The 16,377-nt window shown below is 55.4% G+C and carries 12 protein-coding genes; 7 read left to right on the top strand and 5 right to left on the bottom strand.

Translation table 11 applies throughout. The annotated features are described in order from the left end of the window. Positions 1-71 precede the first annotated feature (71 nt). The 4 genes from PED39_03535 (at position 72) to PED39_03520 (ending at position 2,209) form a co-directional block, all read left to right on the top strand. Positions 72-293: a heavy metal-associated domain-containing protein gene (locus tag PED39_03535; protein WII08288.1), complete on the top strand. Its 222-nt coding sequence runs from the start codon at positions 72-74 to the stop codon at positions 291-293. A 37-nt stretch (positions 294-330) separates the two neighbouring features. Beyond that, positions 331-603, top strand: a complete 273-nt coding sequence (locus PED39_03530) for a metal-sensing transcriptional repressor (GenBank protein WII08287.1) — start codon at positions 331-333, stop codon at positions 601-603. An 85-nt stretch (positions 604-688) separates the two neighbouring features. Then, positions 689-1,264 (top strand): methyltransferase, encoded by a 576-nt coding sequence (locus PED39_03525; GenBank protein ID WII08286.1) that lies wholly within the window; start codon positions 689-691, stop codon positions 1,262-1,264. 36 nt (positions 1,265-1,300) lie between these two features. Beyond that, positions 1,301-2,209, top strand: coding sequence for an EamA family transporter (locus PED39_03520; GenBank protein WII08285.1), 909 nt, complete (start codon positions 1,301-1,303; stop codon positions 2,207-2,209). Positions 2,210-2,358: 149 nt separating this feature from the next. Here the strand turns inward: PED39_03520 and PED39_03515 are convergent, their stop codons facing one another. The 3 genes from PED39_03515 to gatD all read right to left on the bottom strand — a co-directional run bounded on the left by PED39_03515 (position 2,359) and on the right by gatD (position 7,117). Continuing rightward, positions 2,359-3,606: an ATP-binding protein gene (locus PED39_03515; protein WII08284.1), complete on the bottom strand. Its 1,248-nt coding sequence runs from the start codon at positions 3,604-3,606 to the stop codon at positions 2,359-2,361. A 354-nt stretch (positions 3,607-3,960) separates the two neighbouring features. Continuing rightward, the gene (gatE, locus tag PED39_03510; protein WII08283.1) at positions 3,961-5,829 is read right to left on the bottom strand and encodes a Glu-tRNA(Gln) amidotransferase subunit GatE; all 1,869 of its coding nucleotides are present in this window, start codon (positions 5,827-5,829) and stop codon (positions 3,961-3,963) included. Continuing rightward, a complete protein-coding gene (gene gatD, locus PED39_03505; protein WII08282.1) occupies positions 5,822-7,117 on the bottom strand; it encodes a Glu-tRNA(Gln) amidotransferase subunit GatD in 1,296 nt (431 codons plus the stop codon). The genes gatE and gatD overlap by 8 nt, the downstream gene beginning before the upstream one ends. 196 nt (positions 7,118-7,313) lie before the next feature. Between gatD and hypB the strand changes: the two genes are divergently transcribed. Genes hypB through PED39_03490 form a run of 3 tightly spaced genes read left to right on the top strand, consistent with a single transcriptional unit; the run spans position 7,314 to position 10,072 of the window. Beyond that, the gene (gene hypB / locus PED39_03500) at positions 7,314-7,964 is read left to right on the top strand and encodes a hydrogenase nickel incorporation protein HypB (GenBank protein WII08281.1); all 651 of its coding nucleotides are present in this window, start codon (positions 7,314-7,316) and stop codon (positions 7,962-7,964) included. A 9-nt stretch (positions 7,965-7,973) separates the two neighbouring features. Continuing rightward, positions 7,974-9,296 carry a phosphoribosylamine--glycine ligase gene (gene purD / locus PED39_03495; protein ID WII08280.1) on the top strand — a complete coding sequence of 441 codons (1,323 nt, stop codon included), beginning with the start codon at positions 7,974-7,976 and terminating at the stop codon, positions 9,294-9,296. Further along, positions 9,293-10,072 (top strand): tRNA pseudouridine synthase A, encoded by a 780-nt coding sequence (locus tag PED39_03490; protein WII08279.1) that lies wholly within the window; start codon positions 9,293-9,295, stop codon positions 10,070-10,072. The genes purD and PED39_03490 overlap by 4 nt, the downstream gene beginning before the upstream one ends. A 75-nt stretch (positions 10,073-10,147) precedes the next feature. On the opposite strand, the gene PED39_03485 is transcribed toward PED39_03490, so the two are convergent. Both PED39_03485 and PED39_03480 read right to left on the bottom strand, forming a co-directional pair. After that, positions 10,148-10,918, bottom strand: a complete 771-nt coding sequence (locus PED39_03485; GenBank protein WII08278.1) for a hypothetical protein — start codon at positions 10,916-10,918, stop codon at positions 10,148-10,150. Then, a complete protein-coding gene (locus PED39_03480) occupies positions 10,915-16,371 on the bottom strand; it encodes a glycosyltransferase family 39 protein (GenBank protein WII08277.1) in 5,457 nt (1,818 codons plus the stop codon). Before PED39_03480 ends, PED39_03485 begins: the two co-directional genes overlap by 4 nt. Between the last annotated feature and the right edge of the window lie 6 nt (positions 16,372-16,377).

Below are 16,377 nucleotides of genomic sequence, written 5' to 3'. Positions count from 1 at the left end.
ATATAACACATGGTTTGGTTCAGCCTCCATGTTCAAACGGAATCAAATACGACCGATGCGTTCCCATCCTCATGAGGATGCTTTTCTTCGTAACCGGACTCACCTGCCAGGAATGCGCCGACAAGCTCGAGGCCCACATCCAGAAGATGCCTGGAGTCAACGGTGCCGCACTCATGGTCAACGGAAGGTTCATCATCGACTGCGACGAGGACAGGGCAGAGGAGATCGCCAACGAAGTCCTCACCTCGGCACCTAAGGCACAGGGGGATGTTGTGGCCAAACGCATCCAATAAGAGATAAGATTTATCAGACGATCCCTTTCCACCCATCATGATAGACTGCATGGACTCTGAGAACCTCCACAAGCGTCTGAAGAAAATCGCCGGACAGGTTGCCGCGGTCGACCGCATGATCGACGAGGACGTCCCCTGCGAGGAGATCATGATTCAGATCAATGCTATCAAGAGCGCCATACACAGCGTGGGCCAGATCGTCCTCGAGGGACACATCAACCACTGCGTCAGGGACGGCATAGAGCACGGCGATGCGGACAAGACCATAAAGGAGTTCGCAGAGGTCGTCAGGCAGTTCTCCAAGCTCTGAAACACAATCCCCACCGTCCGTTCCTCCTGCATTAACAGTCCTAGGCACTGGAAAGTAGCATATTGTATCCTGCCGATACAGCAGCATGGACTACGATCCCGAGATCCACATATTATCCAACCCAGATGTCTATCCCCCGTCGGACGACAGCATCCTGTTCATCCAATCGCTGAACGTTAGGAAGGGTGAAAAGGTGCTGGAGATCGGTTGCGGTTCCGGCGTCGTCTCCATCCATTGTGCGAAGAACGGATGCATCGTAACCTCCGGGGACATCAACCCCAAGGCCGTGAAGCTCACCAAGAGGAACGCCGGAGAGAATGGGGTGCATATCACCGTGGTGGAGACGGACGTCTATTCTAACATCGAAGGAAGGTTCGACACGATCCTGTTCAATCTGCCCTATCTCCCTGTGGACGAGGACGGACTGCTGGCCAGATCATGGTCCGGAGGACCCGACGGCCTCGGACCTTTTCCGGACCTCCTCGACGGATCTTCTGACCATCTGAATCCGGAGGGCAGGATAGTCGTGGTCATCTCGTCGCTGATGGACACACAGGCGCTCTGGGATCTTCTGGACGATTACGATGTAGAGAGCATCGGGGAGCTCAAGCTGTTCTTCGAGAAGCTAGCGGTCCTGGAAATCAGGCCTAAGGCACAGTGAGTAACAACCATATAGATTGCTCAGAATGGACAGTTCATGACCTCATACTCCGAGCATCTCGGTATCATTGCCGCATTATCCGCGGGTATAATATGGGGTCTCCTCGGATTGTTCGTTCGCACCTCGGACGATCTGGGCATATCTCCGATGCAGCTCACCTGCCTGCGCTACATGATGATCTTCGTAATCGTCTGGGCGTACATCATGGTCAGAAACATGAAGATGTTCAGGGTCGACAGGAAGACAGTGGGCGTCCTACTGATGATGGGTCTGATCGGTACTATCCTGAACTCCTACACCTATCTCGAATCTATGACCCTGATATCGCTCTCGCTGTCATCGGTCCTACAGTACGTCGCTCCCTTCTTCGTAATTCTGATATCGGTCCCCGTGCTCAAGGAGAAGCTGACCAGGAACAAGGTGCTGGCCGTGATCGGCGCCTTCATAGGGAGCGTCCTGTGCACAGGGGTTCTGACGGACCCTGGTTCGATGGATCTCTGGGGCATATTCCTGGCAGCGCTGTCGGGATTCTGCTTCAGCATCTACACTATCGGTTCGAAGATCATGAGCAGGGACGGATACAGCGTATCGACCGTTCTTTTCTACACCTCATTGATCTGCTGGGTGGGGCTGGCCCCGTTCTGCGACCTGCCCGGAGCATTCGATCTGATGATGCATTCAGCGGATGCGTTGCTCATCGTGGTCGGCATGGGATTGTTCGTCACCCTGCTGCCGTTCGTGCTGTTCAATTACTCCCTCACAAAGATCGAAGCGGGGAAAGCATCTGTACTGACCTACGCGGAACCTTTGGCCGCGACTGTGATAGGGCTGATAATCTACGGAGAGGGCGTCGGGATCGATACGGCCACGGGGATAACATTGATCCTACTGGCCCTGATCGTTATCAACAGAAAGGAAGACCCCGGGAACACTCACATGGAATGATGATTCAAAAGAGGTTTATGACGATCTGCCTGACTTCGACACAGTACGCTCTGTAAATGTTTCGAGAACTATGATGGATATGAATCCAACGGATGACTGTGTTTCTATCAACGATATCGTTTATATCAAGAATTTATTGGATATATCCATTAGATTCTGTTTAGACTTTCAGGATCCTTCATGAAATCGATTACATTCATGGTCACAACCCCGTCCTCGTCTATGGTCTTCGGTGCATCCCCATCGACGATGATGATCTTCCTGAAACCGTCATTCATCTTCAAGAAGGGTCTGACCTCCTGTTTCCTCTTCGAATCGTCATCTATGCGATAGGCCGATTGTATGTAGTACCTCTCGCTCCCCTTGTTGGCGACAAAATCGATCTCCAGCTGCCTGTATTCACGTTTGCCTTCTATGTACTCCCTGAAACCTATGATGCCTACATCAACGGAATATCCCCTGTACCTGAGCTCGTTGTATATCGCATTCTCCATAAGATGGTTGAACTCCGTCTGCCTGAAGCCTAGCTTAGCATTCCTGAGTCCGAGATCGGTGGCGTAGTATTTGGAAGGGGTATCGAAATACGCTCTGCCTTTGAGATCGAAGCGCTTCGATTCCTCGAACAGGAAGGAATCCTTCAGATGGTCTATGTATTCGGACACAGTGGTGCCGGCGACATCTACGTGATGGCTGCGCAGCGTATCGGTGAGACGATTCGGATTGGTCAAAGAACCGATCGCCGAGGAGAGGACGCTGAACACGGAATCCATCACATCGGGCATCCGGATCCTTTTCCTCTCGATGATGTCCCTCATGTACACGACATCGATCAGTTCGGATAGATATGCCATCCTATCCTCCGTTTCCAGATCAATGGATTCCGGAAGCCCTCCATAAGTCAGGTAATCATACCATGCTGTGCGTTCATCCTTTCCAGAATAGGGAAGGTATTCGGAGAAGGACAACGGCCTCACGTTTATTTCCGTCCCCCTTCCGCGGAACTCCGTGACAATGTCGGAGGAAAGAAACTTGGAATTGCTGCCAGTGATGTACACATCCACGTTCCTTCTCCTCTTCAGGCTATTAACGACCTCCTCAAAGCCTTCTACCAGCTGTATCTCGTCCAGGAGGATGTAATATTCTGAATCATCGGTGATTAGAGACGATACTTGTTCATACAGTGCTACAGCGTCACGAAGATGAGCGTTCTCAACAGAGTCCAATGCTATGCAGATGATGTTCCTATCGGGTACATCTATTGACAGGAGATAATCCTTGAATAAGTTGAACAACAGATATGACTTCCCGGAGCGTCTCATACCGGTGATGACCTTCACACCTCCCTTGAATCTCAGCCTTATGAGCCTGTCCAGGTACCTTGGTCTGCTAATCTCCATGATATCACTGTGAATTTATTGGATATATCCAATAAATTCTTGATATTAATAATCTCGTTGATGTTGACATAAACACATATCGGATTCATGCACTTCCCAACTCCCGGTGCAATTCCGGAACTCGTTCCGACCGTCCAAAGTTATTGGAAGCTATCCAAAAGAGGGTCTCCCAAGAGACCTATGGCCATAACACTCAATCCTGTGTAAAATCGGAAAGAGAATGCACTCTGATCTCTTCAATCACGATACTAATCGCAAAGAATCCACGAAATGACCAGCGACTAAGACGGGTATTGTGTCACCCGTAATCGTCGCTGGTCATGTTTTATCAACAACTCGCGGACCGCTAGGGCTTCAAAGGATCTTCTTTATGGCTTCGGTGAGGAGCTCGTTGGCCTGCTTACCGTCGATCTTCCCTCTGAGAGCGCCCATGACTGGTCCCATGAGACCGCCGATGGCGGCCATTCCCTTCTCCTTGACGAAGTTGGCACGCTCGTTGACGATCTTCTCGATGATCTGCCTCGCCTCGTCGGAATCCACAGCCTCGAGGCCGAGCTTCTTGATCGCTGCCTCGGCATCGGTTCCCACCGCCATCTCCCTCAGGAGCTTGGGCAGAGCCTCCTTTGCGAAGCGGTTCTGCGCCAGCATGTCGAAGACCTGGAGAAGACCCTCATCCGTGAGGGCTGCGGTATCGATGCCGTCGTGCTCCATCTCGCTGTAGACGTTGAGGAACATGGTAGCTGCGACCGAAGCGAAGTCCCTGTGCTTGGAGACGATCTTCTCGAAGCTCTCGTCATAGGATTCCCTGACGAGCTGCCTGGCCTGCTGGGCGTTGATGCCGTAATCCTTCACCAGGCGCTCCTGTATCTGCTCGGGGAACTCGGGCATGTTGGCCTTGATCCTGTCCAGCCTGTCCTGCATGATGGTGATCGGGGGGACGTCCGTCTCGGGATACATCCTCGCCGCTCCAGGCAGGGGCCTCGAATACTTCGTGGTTCCATCCGGTAGGGGATCCCTGGTCTCCTCCGGGACTCCGATAAGGCCCTGGTTGGCCCTTCCGACGGCCACTTCGAGGGCCTCTGTTGCCTTCTTCTCCTTCGCGGCGCAGATCACGAACGCGTCGTGCTCGCCGGTCAATCCGAGGAAGTTCCTCAGGTCGTCGACGTACTTCTGGTCGATGCCGTAGTTGGGGAGCTCGTCGGAATGGAAGATTCCCTTGACTCCCTTGGTCCTAGCGTATCCCGCCATCTCGGATCCGAGCCTGAGGGTCTTGTTATCACCGTTCATGACGCCCGCGAATCCGGGGAGCTTGACGGCGATGACCTTTCCCTTGTCGTCCAGCGCGCCCTTGATGACCTTGGACTCGCATGTCTTGAAGATGTCGGTGACGTCGATGGGCTCGAACGGCACGGCCTTTGTGCCCCTCTCGTTCAGGATGTCCCTGACGCGGATGAGCATCTTCTGCCTGGTGACCTCGTTCCTGACGTAATCCGGGATCAGCTTCAGGTCTCCGACTCCCTTGAGCTCTATGCGGGCTCCTCCGGGGATGGAGATGTTAAGGTCCTGACGGATGGTTCCGAGACCTCTCTTGACCCTCCTGGTGGCCCTCAACAGGGTTCCCAGCCTGAAGGCCACTTCCATGACCTCCTCGGGTGTCCTCATGTCGGGTCCGGTAGCTACCTCGATGAGGGGTATTCCCAAACGGTCGGTCCTCCAGAGGACCTCGCTGGTGTTCGCCTCGACCTTACGGCTGGCGTCCTCTTCGAGACATACGGACAGGATCGAGATCTTCCTGTCTCCGACATCCACTGAACCGTCCGTTGCGATAAGAGCGGTCCTCTGGAATCCGGATGTGTCCGATCCGTCCACGACGATCTTCCTCATGTAGTGGATCTCATCGATGATGTTCGCTCCGAGCATCTCGGAGAACGTCAGTGCGATGTCCATGGCATCGGGGTTGCACTCGTGAGGAGGCTCCTCGTCCAATTCAACAAGACACGAGGATCCCTCGCAGCACTGGTATCTGTAGCCCAAGTGCTTCTGGAACTGCATCAGAGCGGCCCTGTCGATCTCTCCCATCTCGGATGTGGTGGGCCTCTGCCTCCTGTAGATGGCGCCGGTACCCTCCTCGTGGAGGATGCTGTCGCACGAGCAGAAGAGCTTCTTGGTATCGAGCTGCTGGTGGATCTCGATACCGCACATCATCTCGTATTCCTCAGACATCGATGGTCCTCCTGTCAGACATCTCGCCTGCGAGAGGCGTCTTCATCAGCTCCTTGGCCTCCTCGACCGAAGATGAGTTGGCGAGCGCCCACATCAGCTTGACGTAGGCGGTCTCCGGGAGCATATCCCATACCGTGATCACTCCGGCAGACAGCATGTCCCTGCCGGTGTTGTAGACGTTGAGGTTGGTCCTTCCGTTGAGGCACTGGGAGGTCATGACGATGACCGTTCCGTTGTCGCATGCCTTCTTCAGCAGGGGGACCATGTTCGAATTTACGTGCCCCAGACCCGATCCGGCGATGACGACCCCTTTGGACTTCATGATGATGTCCTCGAACAGCTTGGGGTCCATACCCGGATAGTACTGGAGCAGGATGCACGACTTCTCCATGTCGGACTTCACGACGGTCTCTCCCGACCTTACGTTGTGGCCATCGATGTGCATCTCGATCTTCCCGTCCTTGTCCAGATGTGCGACGGGAGCTACGTTAATTGAATGGAACGCATCGCGCCTTGAGGTGTGCATCTTCCTGACCCTCGTTCCGAGGTGGACGGCGAAGGAATCGTCACCGGAGGTGTCGTGCATGATGACGTAGACTCCGGACTTCTTCCCGTTGACGCAGAACCTGGCGCATGCCATCAGATTGCTGGAAGCATCGGAGGACGGACGGTCCGAGGACCTCTGTGCTCCGACGAGCACGACGGGTTTGGGAACGTCGCCCAGCATGAACGACAAAGCGGCTGCGGTGTATCCCATGGTATCCGTACCATGGGGGATGATGATACCGTCGGCTCCGCCGTCGATCTGCCTCTTGACCTCCTGAGCGAGCTCCTGCCAGTGGTCCACGTCCATGTTCTCCGAGAATATGGAGAAGAGAACGGTCGCATCGACATTGGCGATCTCCCTGATCTCCGGGACGGCGTTTACCATGTCCGAAGTGGATAGCGCAGGGTGCACGGCACCGGTCCTGTAGTCCACATAGGATGCGATGGTACCGCCGGTACCGATGAGGACCAGCTTGGGCAGTCCCTTCTGGAATTCGACAGGGACGTCCTTCCTGACCCTCTCCATGGGCTTCTCCAGAACCTCGATCTTCGTATCGGGCGTGATCCTGATTCCGACGTTGTATCCGCTCTTGACCTTGATGATCAGTACGTCGGGGGCGCTGAACTCGTGGTGGGGCATCAGTGTTCCCACGGAGTTCCTGCCGTCCTTCGTGACGGATAGTTTGGAACCCTCGACCGCGCCGAGGGCCTCCAGCTGCTTTGAAAGCGAATCTGAGTACATGCTGTTCAGCGACCGATAGATGTAGCCGTCTTAAAACTGTTCGCGTGCGCATCCGTGCAGCCGCACCCGTGCATGCACGACCGTTAAGGCTTCCAATCTCGTCATTTTCAATCATCTGGCACATGATATCGACCCTCACACATGGGTGTTACCGGTGAACGAACCCCTTAATAGTGAGTGTTGCGTTCCATAATCCATGCATATAGTCCAGCCAGGTATGGAGATCGACGTTCTGAAGGAGAACGGCAAGCTCGCCCACGAGAACTACAAGCTTCTGAAGCAGCACGGGATCAAGTCCGTGGACTTCATGGGATCCATCGGAGCCGGCAAGACCGCTCTTATCATCAAGCTCGCCGAGAAGCTCAGGGCCAAGGGCGTCCGTGTCTGCGCCATAGCAGGCGATGTCACCGGCGTGGACGACTACACGAGATTCGAGCAATCTGGACTGAAGGCATTCAACTGCAACACGCAGAAGGAATGCCACCTGGACGCACACCTTGTGGAGCACACCCTGGCGCAGATCAACCTGGATGACTACGACGTCGTCTTCATCGAGAACGTCGGCAATCTGGTGTGCCCCGCGGACTTCCCCCTGGGAACGGACTACAGGGTCGTCGTCATCTCCACAACGGAGGGCGACGACATGGTGAGGAAGCACCACGATATCTTCCTGCACTCGGACATCGCAGTGCTGAACAAGATGGACATATGCGACGCAGTGGGAGTTGACCCCGAGGTCATCGCCCAGGACTACAACAAGCTGACCGGAGGTCTCAAGCAGATCTACAAGTGCAGTGTCAGGAAGGAAGAGGGCCTGGACGAGATCCTGGCGGCCCTGAACCTGTGAGGGATTGAAATGAAGGTACTAGCAGTCGGAGGCGGAGGAAGAGAGCACGCGGCAGTGGAGGCGCTGTACAGGTCAGGGGCCGAGATCTACTCGGTCATGAAGAACGCCAACCCCGGCATCATCGCCAGATCGAGGAAGCACCTGCTCTGCAGCGAGAAGGACCTGGACCAGGTATGCGCATTCGCCAAGGAGAACGGCGTTGAGGTCGCATACATCGGACCGGAGGCCCCTCTGGAGGTCGGCATCGTCGATGCCCTTGAGGCCATCGGCGTCAAATGCGCCGCGCCCACCAAAGCGGCTGCCAGGATCGAGACTTCCAAGACGTTCATGAGGGAGCTCGTGGACAAGTACAAGATCAAGGGCAACCTGGGATTCGCCCACTTCGACAACGCCAAGGACGCAGAGGCTTACCTGAAGACCATAGACCACGAGATCGTGGTGAAACCCGTAGGTCTCACAGGCGGAAAGGGAGTGAAGGTCCAGGGAGAGCACCTGCACAACATGCAGGAGACCATGGAATACATCAACGAGATCTTCGACGGCAACATCGGCGGGGCCGGTGTCATACTCGAGGAGAAGGCTGTCGGAGAGGAGTTCACGCAGATGGCGTTCGTCGACGGCAAGAAGGTCGTCCCGATGCCCCTCGTGCAGGACCATAAAAGGGCCTACGAGGGCGATGTAGGGCCGAACACCGGAGGAATGGGTTCCTACAGCGACTCCAACCATCTCCTGCCCTTCATAACGGAATCCGAGAGGAAGGAGGCGATAGCGATCATCCAATCCGTCATAGACGCTATGGCAAAGGAGGGATGCCCCTACCGCGGACCCATCTACGGACAGTTCATGCTCACGGTCAACGGACCGAAGATCATCGAGTTCAACGCAAGATTCGGGGACCCCGAGGCAATGAACGTCCTCACTGCATTGGAATCCAGCTTCCAGGACATCTGCCTTCAGATGGCCACTGGAACGCTCAGCGACGATGTGAAGTTCTTCGACAAGGCCACGGTGTGCAAGTACATCGTGCCCAAGGGATACGGCGTGAAGTCAGAGTCCGGTCACGAGATCACAGTCGATGAGAAGGGCATCAAGGACAGCGGTGCGGTCGTGTACTACGCCAATGTGGACCAGAAGGACGGCAAACTCGTCACAGGCACTTCCAGATCCATCGGAATCGTCGGAATCGGAAAGGACCTCGAGGAGGCCGAGCAGAACTGCGAGAAGGCTCTCCAGTACGTCAAGTGCGATGCCATCTTCCTGAGGCATGACATCGGAACCCGCGCCCTCGTTCAGAAGAGGGTCGACCACATGAAGGAACTCCGCTCGGCATGAAGAGAGTGGCAGTCAAGATCGCCTACCTGGGCGAGGGATTCAACGGCTCCCAGATCCAACCTTCCGGAAGGACGGTGGAATCCGAGGTTCTGGACAAACTGGTCACGGTTTCCAAGCTGACGCCGGAGGACCTGGACCTCAAGTTCTCGAGCCGGACCGATAAGGGTGTGAACGCCCTCGGCAACGCGATCTGCTTCAACTCCGTTTTCACACACAACACAACCCTCCTGAAGGCATTGAACGCCATAGGAGGGGACATCTACTTCAGATCAGTATGCGAGGTGACTGAGGACTTCAACGTCCGCTACGCAACGAGCCGCATCTACAGATACATCCTTCCGACCGAATGCCTGGACATAGATCTTGCCCTAGAATGCGCAGACATCTTCCTGGGAGAGCATGATTTCGCGAGATTCTGCAAACCTGACAACAAGCCGACCGTAGCCAAGGTGGACAGGATCGATATCGATGTTCAGGGCGACATCATGATCCTGGAGTTCGAGGCCCGCTTCTTCCTTTGGAACATGATCCGCAGGATGGTGGCAGCCATAGAATCCGTCGCCAAAGGAATCCATGACATGGAGGACGTACACAGGGCATTGGACGACCTTGAAGAGATCAACTTCGGCGTAGCAAGGCCCGACGCATTGACCCTGGTCGATGTGAACTACGACTGGCTGAGCTTCGAACCGGCTGATCAATCCCTTTTTGAGGAGAGGAAGAACGAGGATTCGTTCGTACGTGATCTCCGCAAGAACTTCTTCGATTCGCTGTGAATCGATTGCATCTTTCTCAAGAGAAGTGCAAAAAAGTAAGGTGGGAGGGTCTCCCCTCCCTTGATTTTAAGGTTTTCAGCGCCTGGACTTGGGCTTACCGAAGTTCTTGACGGGCTTGCGGTAGACCCAAACAGCGGCTGCGATCAGAAGGATCAGCAGCATGAATGCCAATGCTGTGATCCCGCCGTAGTCGTTGTCGTTGGCGTAGAAGACGTGCACCTCATCCAGACCGGTGATCATTCCCTCTCCTCCGATAGACTTCACGTAGAACGTGTGGGTGCTGTTGGGCTCGGGGTGTGCGATCCAGTCATATGTGACCGATCCGGTACCGTTCGAGGCGAGAGTGATGGTGGTGTAACTGTCATCCATCTTCTCATCGTCGATGTAGAAGTAGACTCCGAACTCCTCGAGGTTGAGGGTAACGTCGTCCGCCTTCAGGTTGACTGTGAGCACGATGGGGTTGACTGCGTAGAAGGTGTACTTCTCTTCGCTGCCGACCCTGACCTCATCCAGCAGGAACTCGACCACGATCGTGTACTCGCCTGCGGTCTTGGGGACCGTGAGGGTGAGGGATTTCTCCACTCCGTCCTCGAGGGATCCGGTGCTTGGGGAGATAGCGCTCGCCTGAGCCTCTCCGGCCTTGTTGACGACCTTGGCGTTGAAGGTAAGAGCTCCCTCCTGGCCCTCTTCAAGATCGTATTTGATCTTGAAGGTCTCGGAGGTTGAGACTTTGTACACTCCGTCACCGTCGGTGGTAATTTCGCCGCTAGCATCGAGGCTGACCGGCACGAGGCAGACAGCTGCCAGGGCCAGGAAAGCCATCATTCCGAAGATTGCTTTATTCATCTGCGTGAGAACACCCCCCTCTTGGAGCCCATCCAGACAATGAGGATGAGCATGATGATCGAAAGACCGAAGATGAACCAGATTCCCATGGGGATTCCGGACCTCTCGTCCACTGCGGTGTCTCCGGAAACGGTCATCGAGTCGATCTCGAGGTCGATGGTCGACGGGCTGAGCGTCTTGGAGCCCAGATCTGTCGACACTGTGATCGAAGGTGCGGTGGTCATCTGACTGGTCATGGTCATCACTTTGGCGTAGATCACGGTGGTGGTCTTTGCGGGGATGACGAACAACCTGTCCTCGGCCTGCTTGATCAGTTCACCGTTCTCGGTCATGAGCACGACGGTGTATCCTGCTCCGACGCTCGCACTGATGTCGAGAGCGGTAGCGGCCCCATCGTTGACGAATGTCAATGCATACATGTACTCCGATCCGGACAGCTTGTCCTTGTTATCGCACTCGCTGGCGGTCTTCATAGTGACGCTGCTGAAATCGATCTCGGCCCCTCCTTCGAGGATGTGGACCGTCTTTGAAGTGGTTCCGTTGAAATCCTTGACCGTCAGGGTCGCTCCCTGCGATCCGATTCCCGACGACTTCTCGTCGTAGGTTCCCTCGACCGTGATGCTTCCGCTCTCTCCGGCCTGCAGGATGATCTGGTATGTTCCGTCCAGGGTCCATGCGCTGCCTGCGGTGATGACGTAGGTCTTCAGCGAATCGGTGTTGTTGTACACCGTGATGTTGGCATCCGCGTATCCTCCGACGAAGTTGGCATAGTTGAACTTCACCTGCAGGTCTCCGCTGGTGTAGTCGACCGCGACATCGTTGTTGTACACGGGTATGTTCACGACTCCGCTCGTCAGGTCCACATTGGAAACGGATCCGAAGTATCCGTAGACCTCGCCGTCGATGGTCTTTGTGACCTCCGCCTTGACTGCCGCGACTGTGATGTTGTCGGGGATGTCGATTGTGAATGCTCCGTTCTCGACCTCTGCCTCGACGACCACTCCGCCCTCGTAGGAGAAGTAGACGGTTCCGTCAGCGATCGCGCCGACGTATCCGGTTATGACGTTCGTCCTGGCGTTGGTGGTCATGTCAAGGGATGCAGGCACGCTTCCCGTCTTGGTGGGGTTGAGGTAGCCGTTCCTGATCATGCCGGTGCTGGGGTTGGAGGTCTTCAGGTAGTAGTCGCAGTCGTACTCGAAGTAGTAGACATCGTCACCGTTGTAGTTGTCATGTGTCTTGTCTCCGGTGATGGTGAGCTCGTCGAGGTCTCCCTTGACGATCTTCACTCCGTAGACCACGATGACGTTCAATCCGGTGAAGGATGTCTCTCCGGGGTGGACGTATACGGTACCGTTGAAGTAGCTGCCAGTAGCCGGGTCGATCTTAGCGGTGTACTGTCCGGGTGCGAGGACCGCGGATCTGTCGAACTTGATGTCGTCTCCTCCTCCGTAGGGAGTGAGAGTCATGGTGTAGGGTGCCCTGACAGTCTGGCTGACGATTCCGGACTTGTCGATGGTGACGGTCGCGGATGCATCAGCGGTTCCGTCTTCGACAGACTTGCTGAGCGAAGATGCGTTGAAGCTGCTGTTGTTGACCGATCCGTTGGCTGCGGTGACGGTGACTCCGGTTGCATCCTTGGGGATGACGAACGTCGCCTTTCCGCTGGTGTCGGTCAGTGCCGGCAGGGTGTAGGTACCGTTGCCGATCTCGCACCTGAGGCTGATCGGAGCGAATGCCAATCCGACATTGGACGAGCTCGTTCCGGATGCGTAGTTGTAAGTTGCCGTGATCTTCTTTCCGTCTCCGAGGGACAGCGTTCCGAGGTCCTTGTCACCGGTGATGTTCTCGGTTCCGAGGTATGCCTTGTTGCTGTCGTTGTACGCATATACGACATAACTGAGGCTGGGCAGGAGGATGCTGAACTTTCCGTCAGATCCGGCTGTCGCCGTGAAGTACATGCTGCCGTTGACGAAGACGACGGTTCCTGCGGATCCGATGGATCCAGTCACCTCGCAGGCCTTGCTGCTCTGGAGGGTGATGCTGGTGGATGCTCCGGTGTACTGTCCGTAGTAGACATCCGTTCCGTCGCTGCCGTAGATCATGAATGCGGTCGAGTTGGCTCCGATCGTGACCGGAAGGTCGACGAGTCCGTAGCTGACCGTTGTGGTGAATCCTCCTCCGTATGCGTTGAGGAGCAGCTCGCTCGCGTTCCTGACGGTGATGCTGTCGGACTCGTATGCGGTGAGGCTGATGGTCCTCGAACTGGTCACAGACTGGGATGACGAGTAGGTGGTGACGTATCCGCCCTCCATCTTGACGGTGTATGTTCCGCTGGGGACGTAGATGTACGTGTCGCTTCCCACGTTGGCCGTGGTGTATGTCTCGCCGGTGGAGGTGTTGGTGAGCACGAAGGTACCCTCAGAGACGGCCTGTCCGTGCGAGTCGGTCGCCGACAAGGTGACCTTGTAGGATGTGGGGGATACCATCAGTCCGTTGTTCTCTCCGGGGTACAGCGTGATTGTTCCGGATGCGACCGCGGCTGCGGAGGTGTTGCGGAGCTCGTAGCTGTACACTCCGGGCTTGATCAGGACCGAGTTGCCCTGTTCGTCGACCGCGGATGCGCTGCTGATCATTCCGATCACGGACTGGAGGTAGTACTTCTCATCGCCGGAGTCGAGCACGTAGAGGTAATCCTCCATGATCTCGAGGGAGCTTCCGAGCGTGACCAATCCGATGAAGCTCGCACTGAGGATGGTGTAGTTGACTCCCTCGGTGGCGGTGAGCTCGAGGCTTCCGTTCTTGAACACCAGAGTGTAGTCTCCATCCTCGGGGACCATGACGGTGAACTCTCCGTTGGAGTTGGTCTTGGTCTCGTAGTAGACTGTGTTCTTACCGTAGTAGTCGTTGTATGACTTCACCTGGACGGTGATTCCGCTCAGGGGCTCGTCGTTCTCATTGGCGACGCTGGAGGTCATCAGGGATGATCCCGTTCCGACGTACTCGTAGACGATGATGGACGAGAGGTAGTTGATGATTCCTCCGTCCTTGCTCTGCTTGGCCACCGCGTCGGCGTAGTCCATGTACTCCCATCCGTCGTCGGATGCAGCAGCGTGAGCGTCGGGGTTGTACTTGACGTACCAGCTCATGATCTCGTATCCGGCCAGTCCCTCGCCGGGAGTGGGTTTGACCTTTCCGTTGCTGGAAGCGAGGTCGTAGAGGTACGAGAACGATGATGAGTATCCTGCGTCCTCGGGAGTGTTTCCGATGAGTGCCTTCCAGAGGAAGGTGCCGTAGAGAGCATCCGTCGCGGCTGCGGGATAGTAATTGGAGTAGTATGTGATAAGGGAATAGAACTGACTAGCCGCTCCGTATCCATCAACGGTGTAGCCTGCGAAGTAAGCGATAGTGGAGAGGATGTCTCCGTCGCCGTACATCAGGGGGAGCATGGATCCGTCCAAGACGTAGTATCCGATCTGCTGACCGGTGAGCGCACGTGCCTTCTGGTAGGTCTCCATGATGTCATATGTGCTCATGTTGTCGGTGATCTTCTTGATGGATGCAAGATAGACCGCGTTCTCGTCGGTGATGTCGGCTTTGACATTTCCGAACGATGAGTCGTTGAGGACGATGTCCTTTGCGACATCAGGGCTCTGGATGTAGTCGCTGATGCTCATTCCTACCCTGCTGAAATCTCCGAACGCTGTGTTGAAGGAAACTTCAGGGTTGGCCATCATCAGACGGACGATCTGTGCCGCGGTGGCTCCTGCGCTACCCTGTGCCAGATACATCTGGGCTACTGCTGAGGCGCCGCTTCCCGTAGGATCGTTCACCGTCATGAATCCCCTGGCTTCCAGATCTGCGGCGTAATCGATCCAAGAGGCGAATGCGATGTTGTCGCTGATGTGGGGCAGGAGGTTCTCGTAGATGTAGCTCATGGGGTATGAGTCGTCGTTCGTCTCGACCGTGTAGGTCGTGTTTCCGTATCCGAAGTAGTCGTAGTCCTCGTTGGAAGAGATTCCTGCGTCGACTGCGTTGACGATGCAGGGTGCTGCCACGAGGAAGACCGCGATAACTACTGAGAGGAAGGGCAGAGGCTTGATCATCTTCCTGAGGAATCCGGGGAATCCGGCACCCCTCATGCTTGCGTACCATGCCTTGAGGTCGGCCTTCGTGATGACCTTGACCAGGACGATGGCGGAAGCGACTGCGAACACACAGCCCATTGCGACTGCGGTTCCATATGATGTCCAGGCTGCGAACCAGAGGACCAAGAGCCACATTGTGTAGGCGAGCTTGGTGTGGGTGCGCTCCTTCCTTGCGTATTTGTAGAACTCGTAGATTCCGAGCATGGCAGGCATCCACATGAGGAGCCATCCGTAGTAGGCGGACATCTTCGAGATGGACACACCGACCTTAGCGAGCTCTTCCATAAGGGAGTTGCTGTAGATCGAGTTTCCGAATATCAGGGCATTGCAGTAGTCGGGTGCTGCGAAGAACAGCACCACGGCGATGATGATGAATGCCGCGACGAGGCCGGGGATCGTGAAAATCCAAGGCTTGCTCTCGAGCGCCTTGAAGATGAATCCGAATGCCACGGCGATGATTGTGATGAGAACAGGTCCGGAGAAAACCGCATCCCAAAGGCCTGCAGGTATGTAGTAGGCCGCTCCGATTGCGATACCGATCAACATCATGATCGAGTAACTGTAGAGAGGCTCCTTGAAATCCTTGCTGTTGAAGCGGTCCATGACGAGCTGGATGACCATGATGATGATCAGCATCACGAACACTGCGCGGAATCCGTTCCACGAGAGTGCTATCAGACCGAGGATTACACCTGCGATGGCAATCTCCTTGAAGGCCAACTCATTGTCGTTGACCTTCCTGACGACCTTGATGAAGGCCAGTGTGAAGATTGCAACTAGGAATGCTGCAAAGGCGTATTCAGTTCCGTTGGAGAATACCGAGGAACTGATGGGTAACGCCATCAGACCGTAGAGGAGTGCGGCAACGAAGCCGATCTTGTATCCTCCCAGCTCCTTCCCGATGAAGTACACGGGGAAGACCGTGAGTGCGCCGAATATCGGTGCGAGGATGGCAAGGGCGAACGACGCCGAGGATATAGCTCCGATTGCGGCAGCGATCATATCGTAGAGCGGCGGGTTGACGTTCAACCCTCCGATGGGATAGTTGATAGCCGCATCACTTCCAAAAATGAAGCTTCCATCGAGTATGCTTTCGACAACGTGCAGATGATATTGTGCATCAGAACCGCCCGACAGCGCGAAGTCGCTGCCTGCGGAAACGCCGTAAACGAACACCGTCCTCAATACAAAAGCGAGTATTGCGATGATGCAAACGGCGATAGCACAGTGGTTCTGCAACCACCCTGTACCGCTTTCGCGGTCAGCCCCTTCAGAGGGGCCGGCTGAGTCCTTTCCGAATTTGCGCATTCTATA

It is taken from the genome of Methanomassiliicoccales archaeon LGM-RCC1 (genome assembly GCA_030168575.1).
In the GTDB taxonomy this organism is placed as follows: domain Archaea; phylum Thermoplasmatota; class Thermoplasmata; order Methanomassiliicoccales; family Methanomethylophilaceae; genus Methanoprimaticola.
Note: the sequence above shows the minus strand (reverse complement) of the source record. Positions and strands in the feature narration are given on the sequence as shown.

What these genes read in the sequence shown, in the direction of transcription:
- PED39_03525 (WII08286.1), top strand. Translation starts at nt 689, where the DNA reads ATGGACTACGATCCCGAGATCCACATATTATCCAACCCAGATGTCTAT.
- PED39_03480 (WII08277.1), bottom strand. Translation starts at nt 16,371, where the DNA reads ATGCGCAAATTCGGAAAGGACTCAGCCGGCCCCTCTGAAGGGGCTGAC.
- PED39_03515 (WII08284.1), bottom strand. Translation starts at nt 3,606, where the DNA reads ATGGAGATTAGCAGACCAAGGTACCTGGACAGGCTCATAAGGCTGAGA.
- hypB (WII08281.1), top strand. Translation starts at nt 7,314, where the DNA reads ATGCATATAGTCCAGCCAGGTATGGAGATCGACGTTCTGAAGGAGAAC.
- PED39_03490 (WII08279.1), top strand. Translation starts at nt 9,293, where the DNA reads ATGAAGAGAGTGGCAGTCAAGATCGCCTACCTGGGCGAGGGATTCAAC.
- PED39_03530 (WII08287.1), top strand. Translation starts at nt 331, where the DNA reads ATGATAGACTGCATGGACTCTGAGAACCTCCACAAGCGTCTGAAGAAA.
- PED39_03485 (WII08278.1), bottom strand. Translation starts at nt 10,918, where the DNA reads ATGAATAAAGCAATCTTCGGAATGATGGCTTTCCTGGCCCTGGCAGCT.
- PED39_03535 (WII08288.1), top strand. Translation starts at nt 72, where the DNA reads ATGAGGATGCTTTTCTTCGTAACCGGACTCACCTGCCAGGAATGCGCC.
- purD (WII08280.1), top strand. Translation starts at nt 7,974, where the DNA reads ATGAAGGTACTAGCAGTCGGAGGCGGAGGAAGAGAGCACGCGGCAGTG.
- PED39_03520 (WII08285.1), top strand. Translation starts at nt 1,301, where the DNA reads ATGACCTCATACTCCGAGCATCTCGGTATCATTGCCGCATTATCCGCG.
- gatE (WII08283.1), bottom strand. Translation starts at nt 5,829, where the DNA reads ATGTCTGAGGAATACGAGATGATGTGCGGTATCGAGATCCACCAGCAG.
- gatD (WII08282.1), bottom strand. Translation starts at nt 7,117, where the DNA reads ATGTACTCAGATTCGCTTTCAAAGCAGCTGGAGGCCCTCGGCGCGGTC.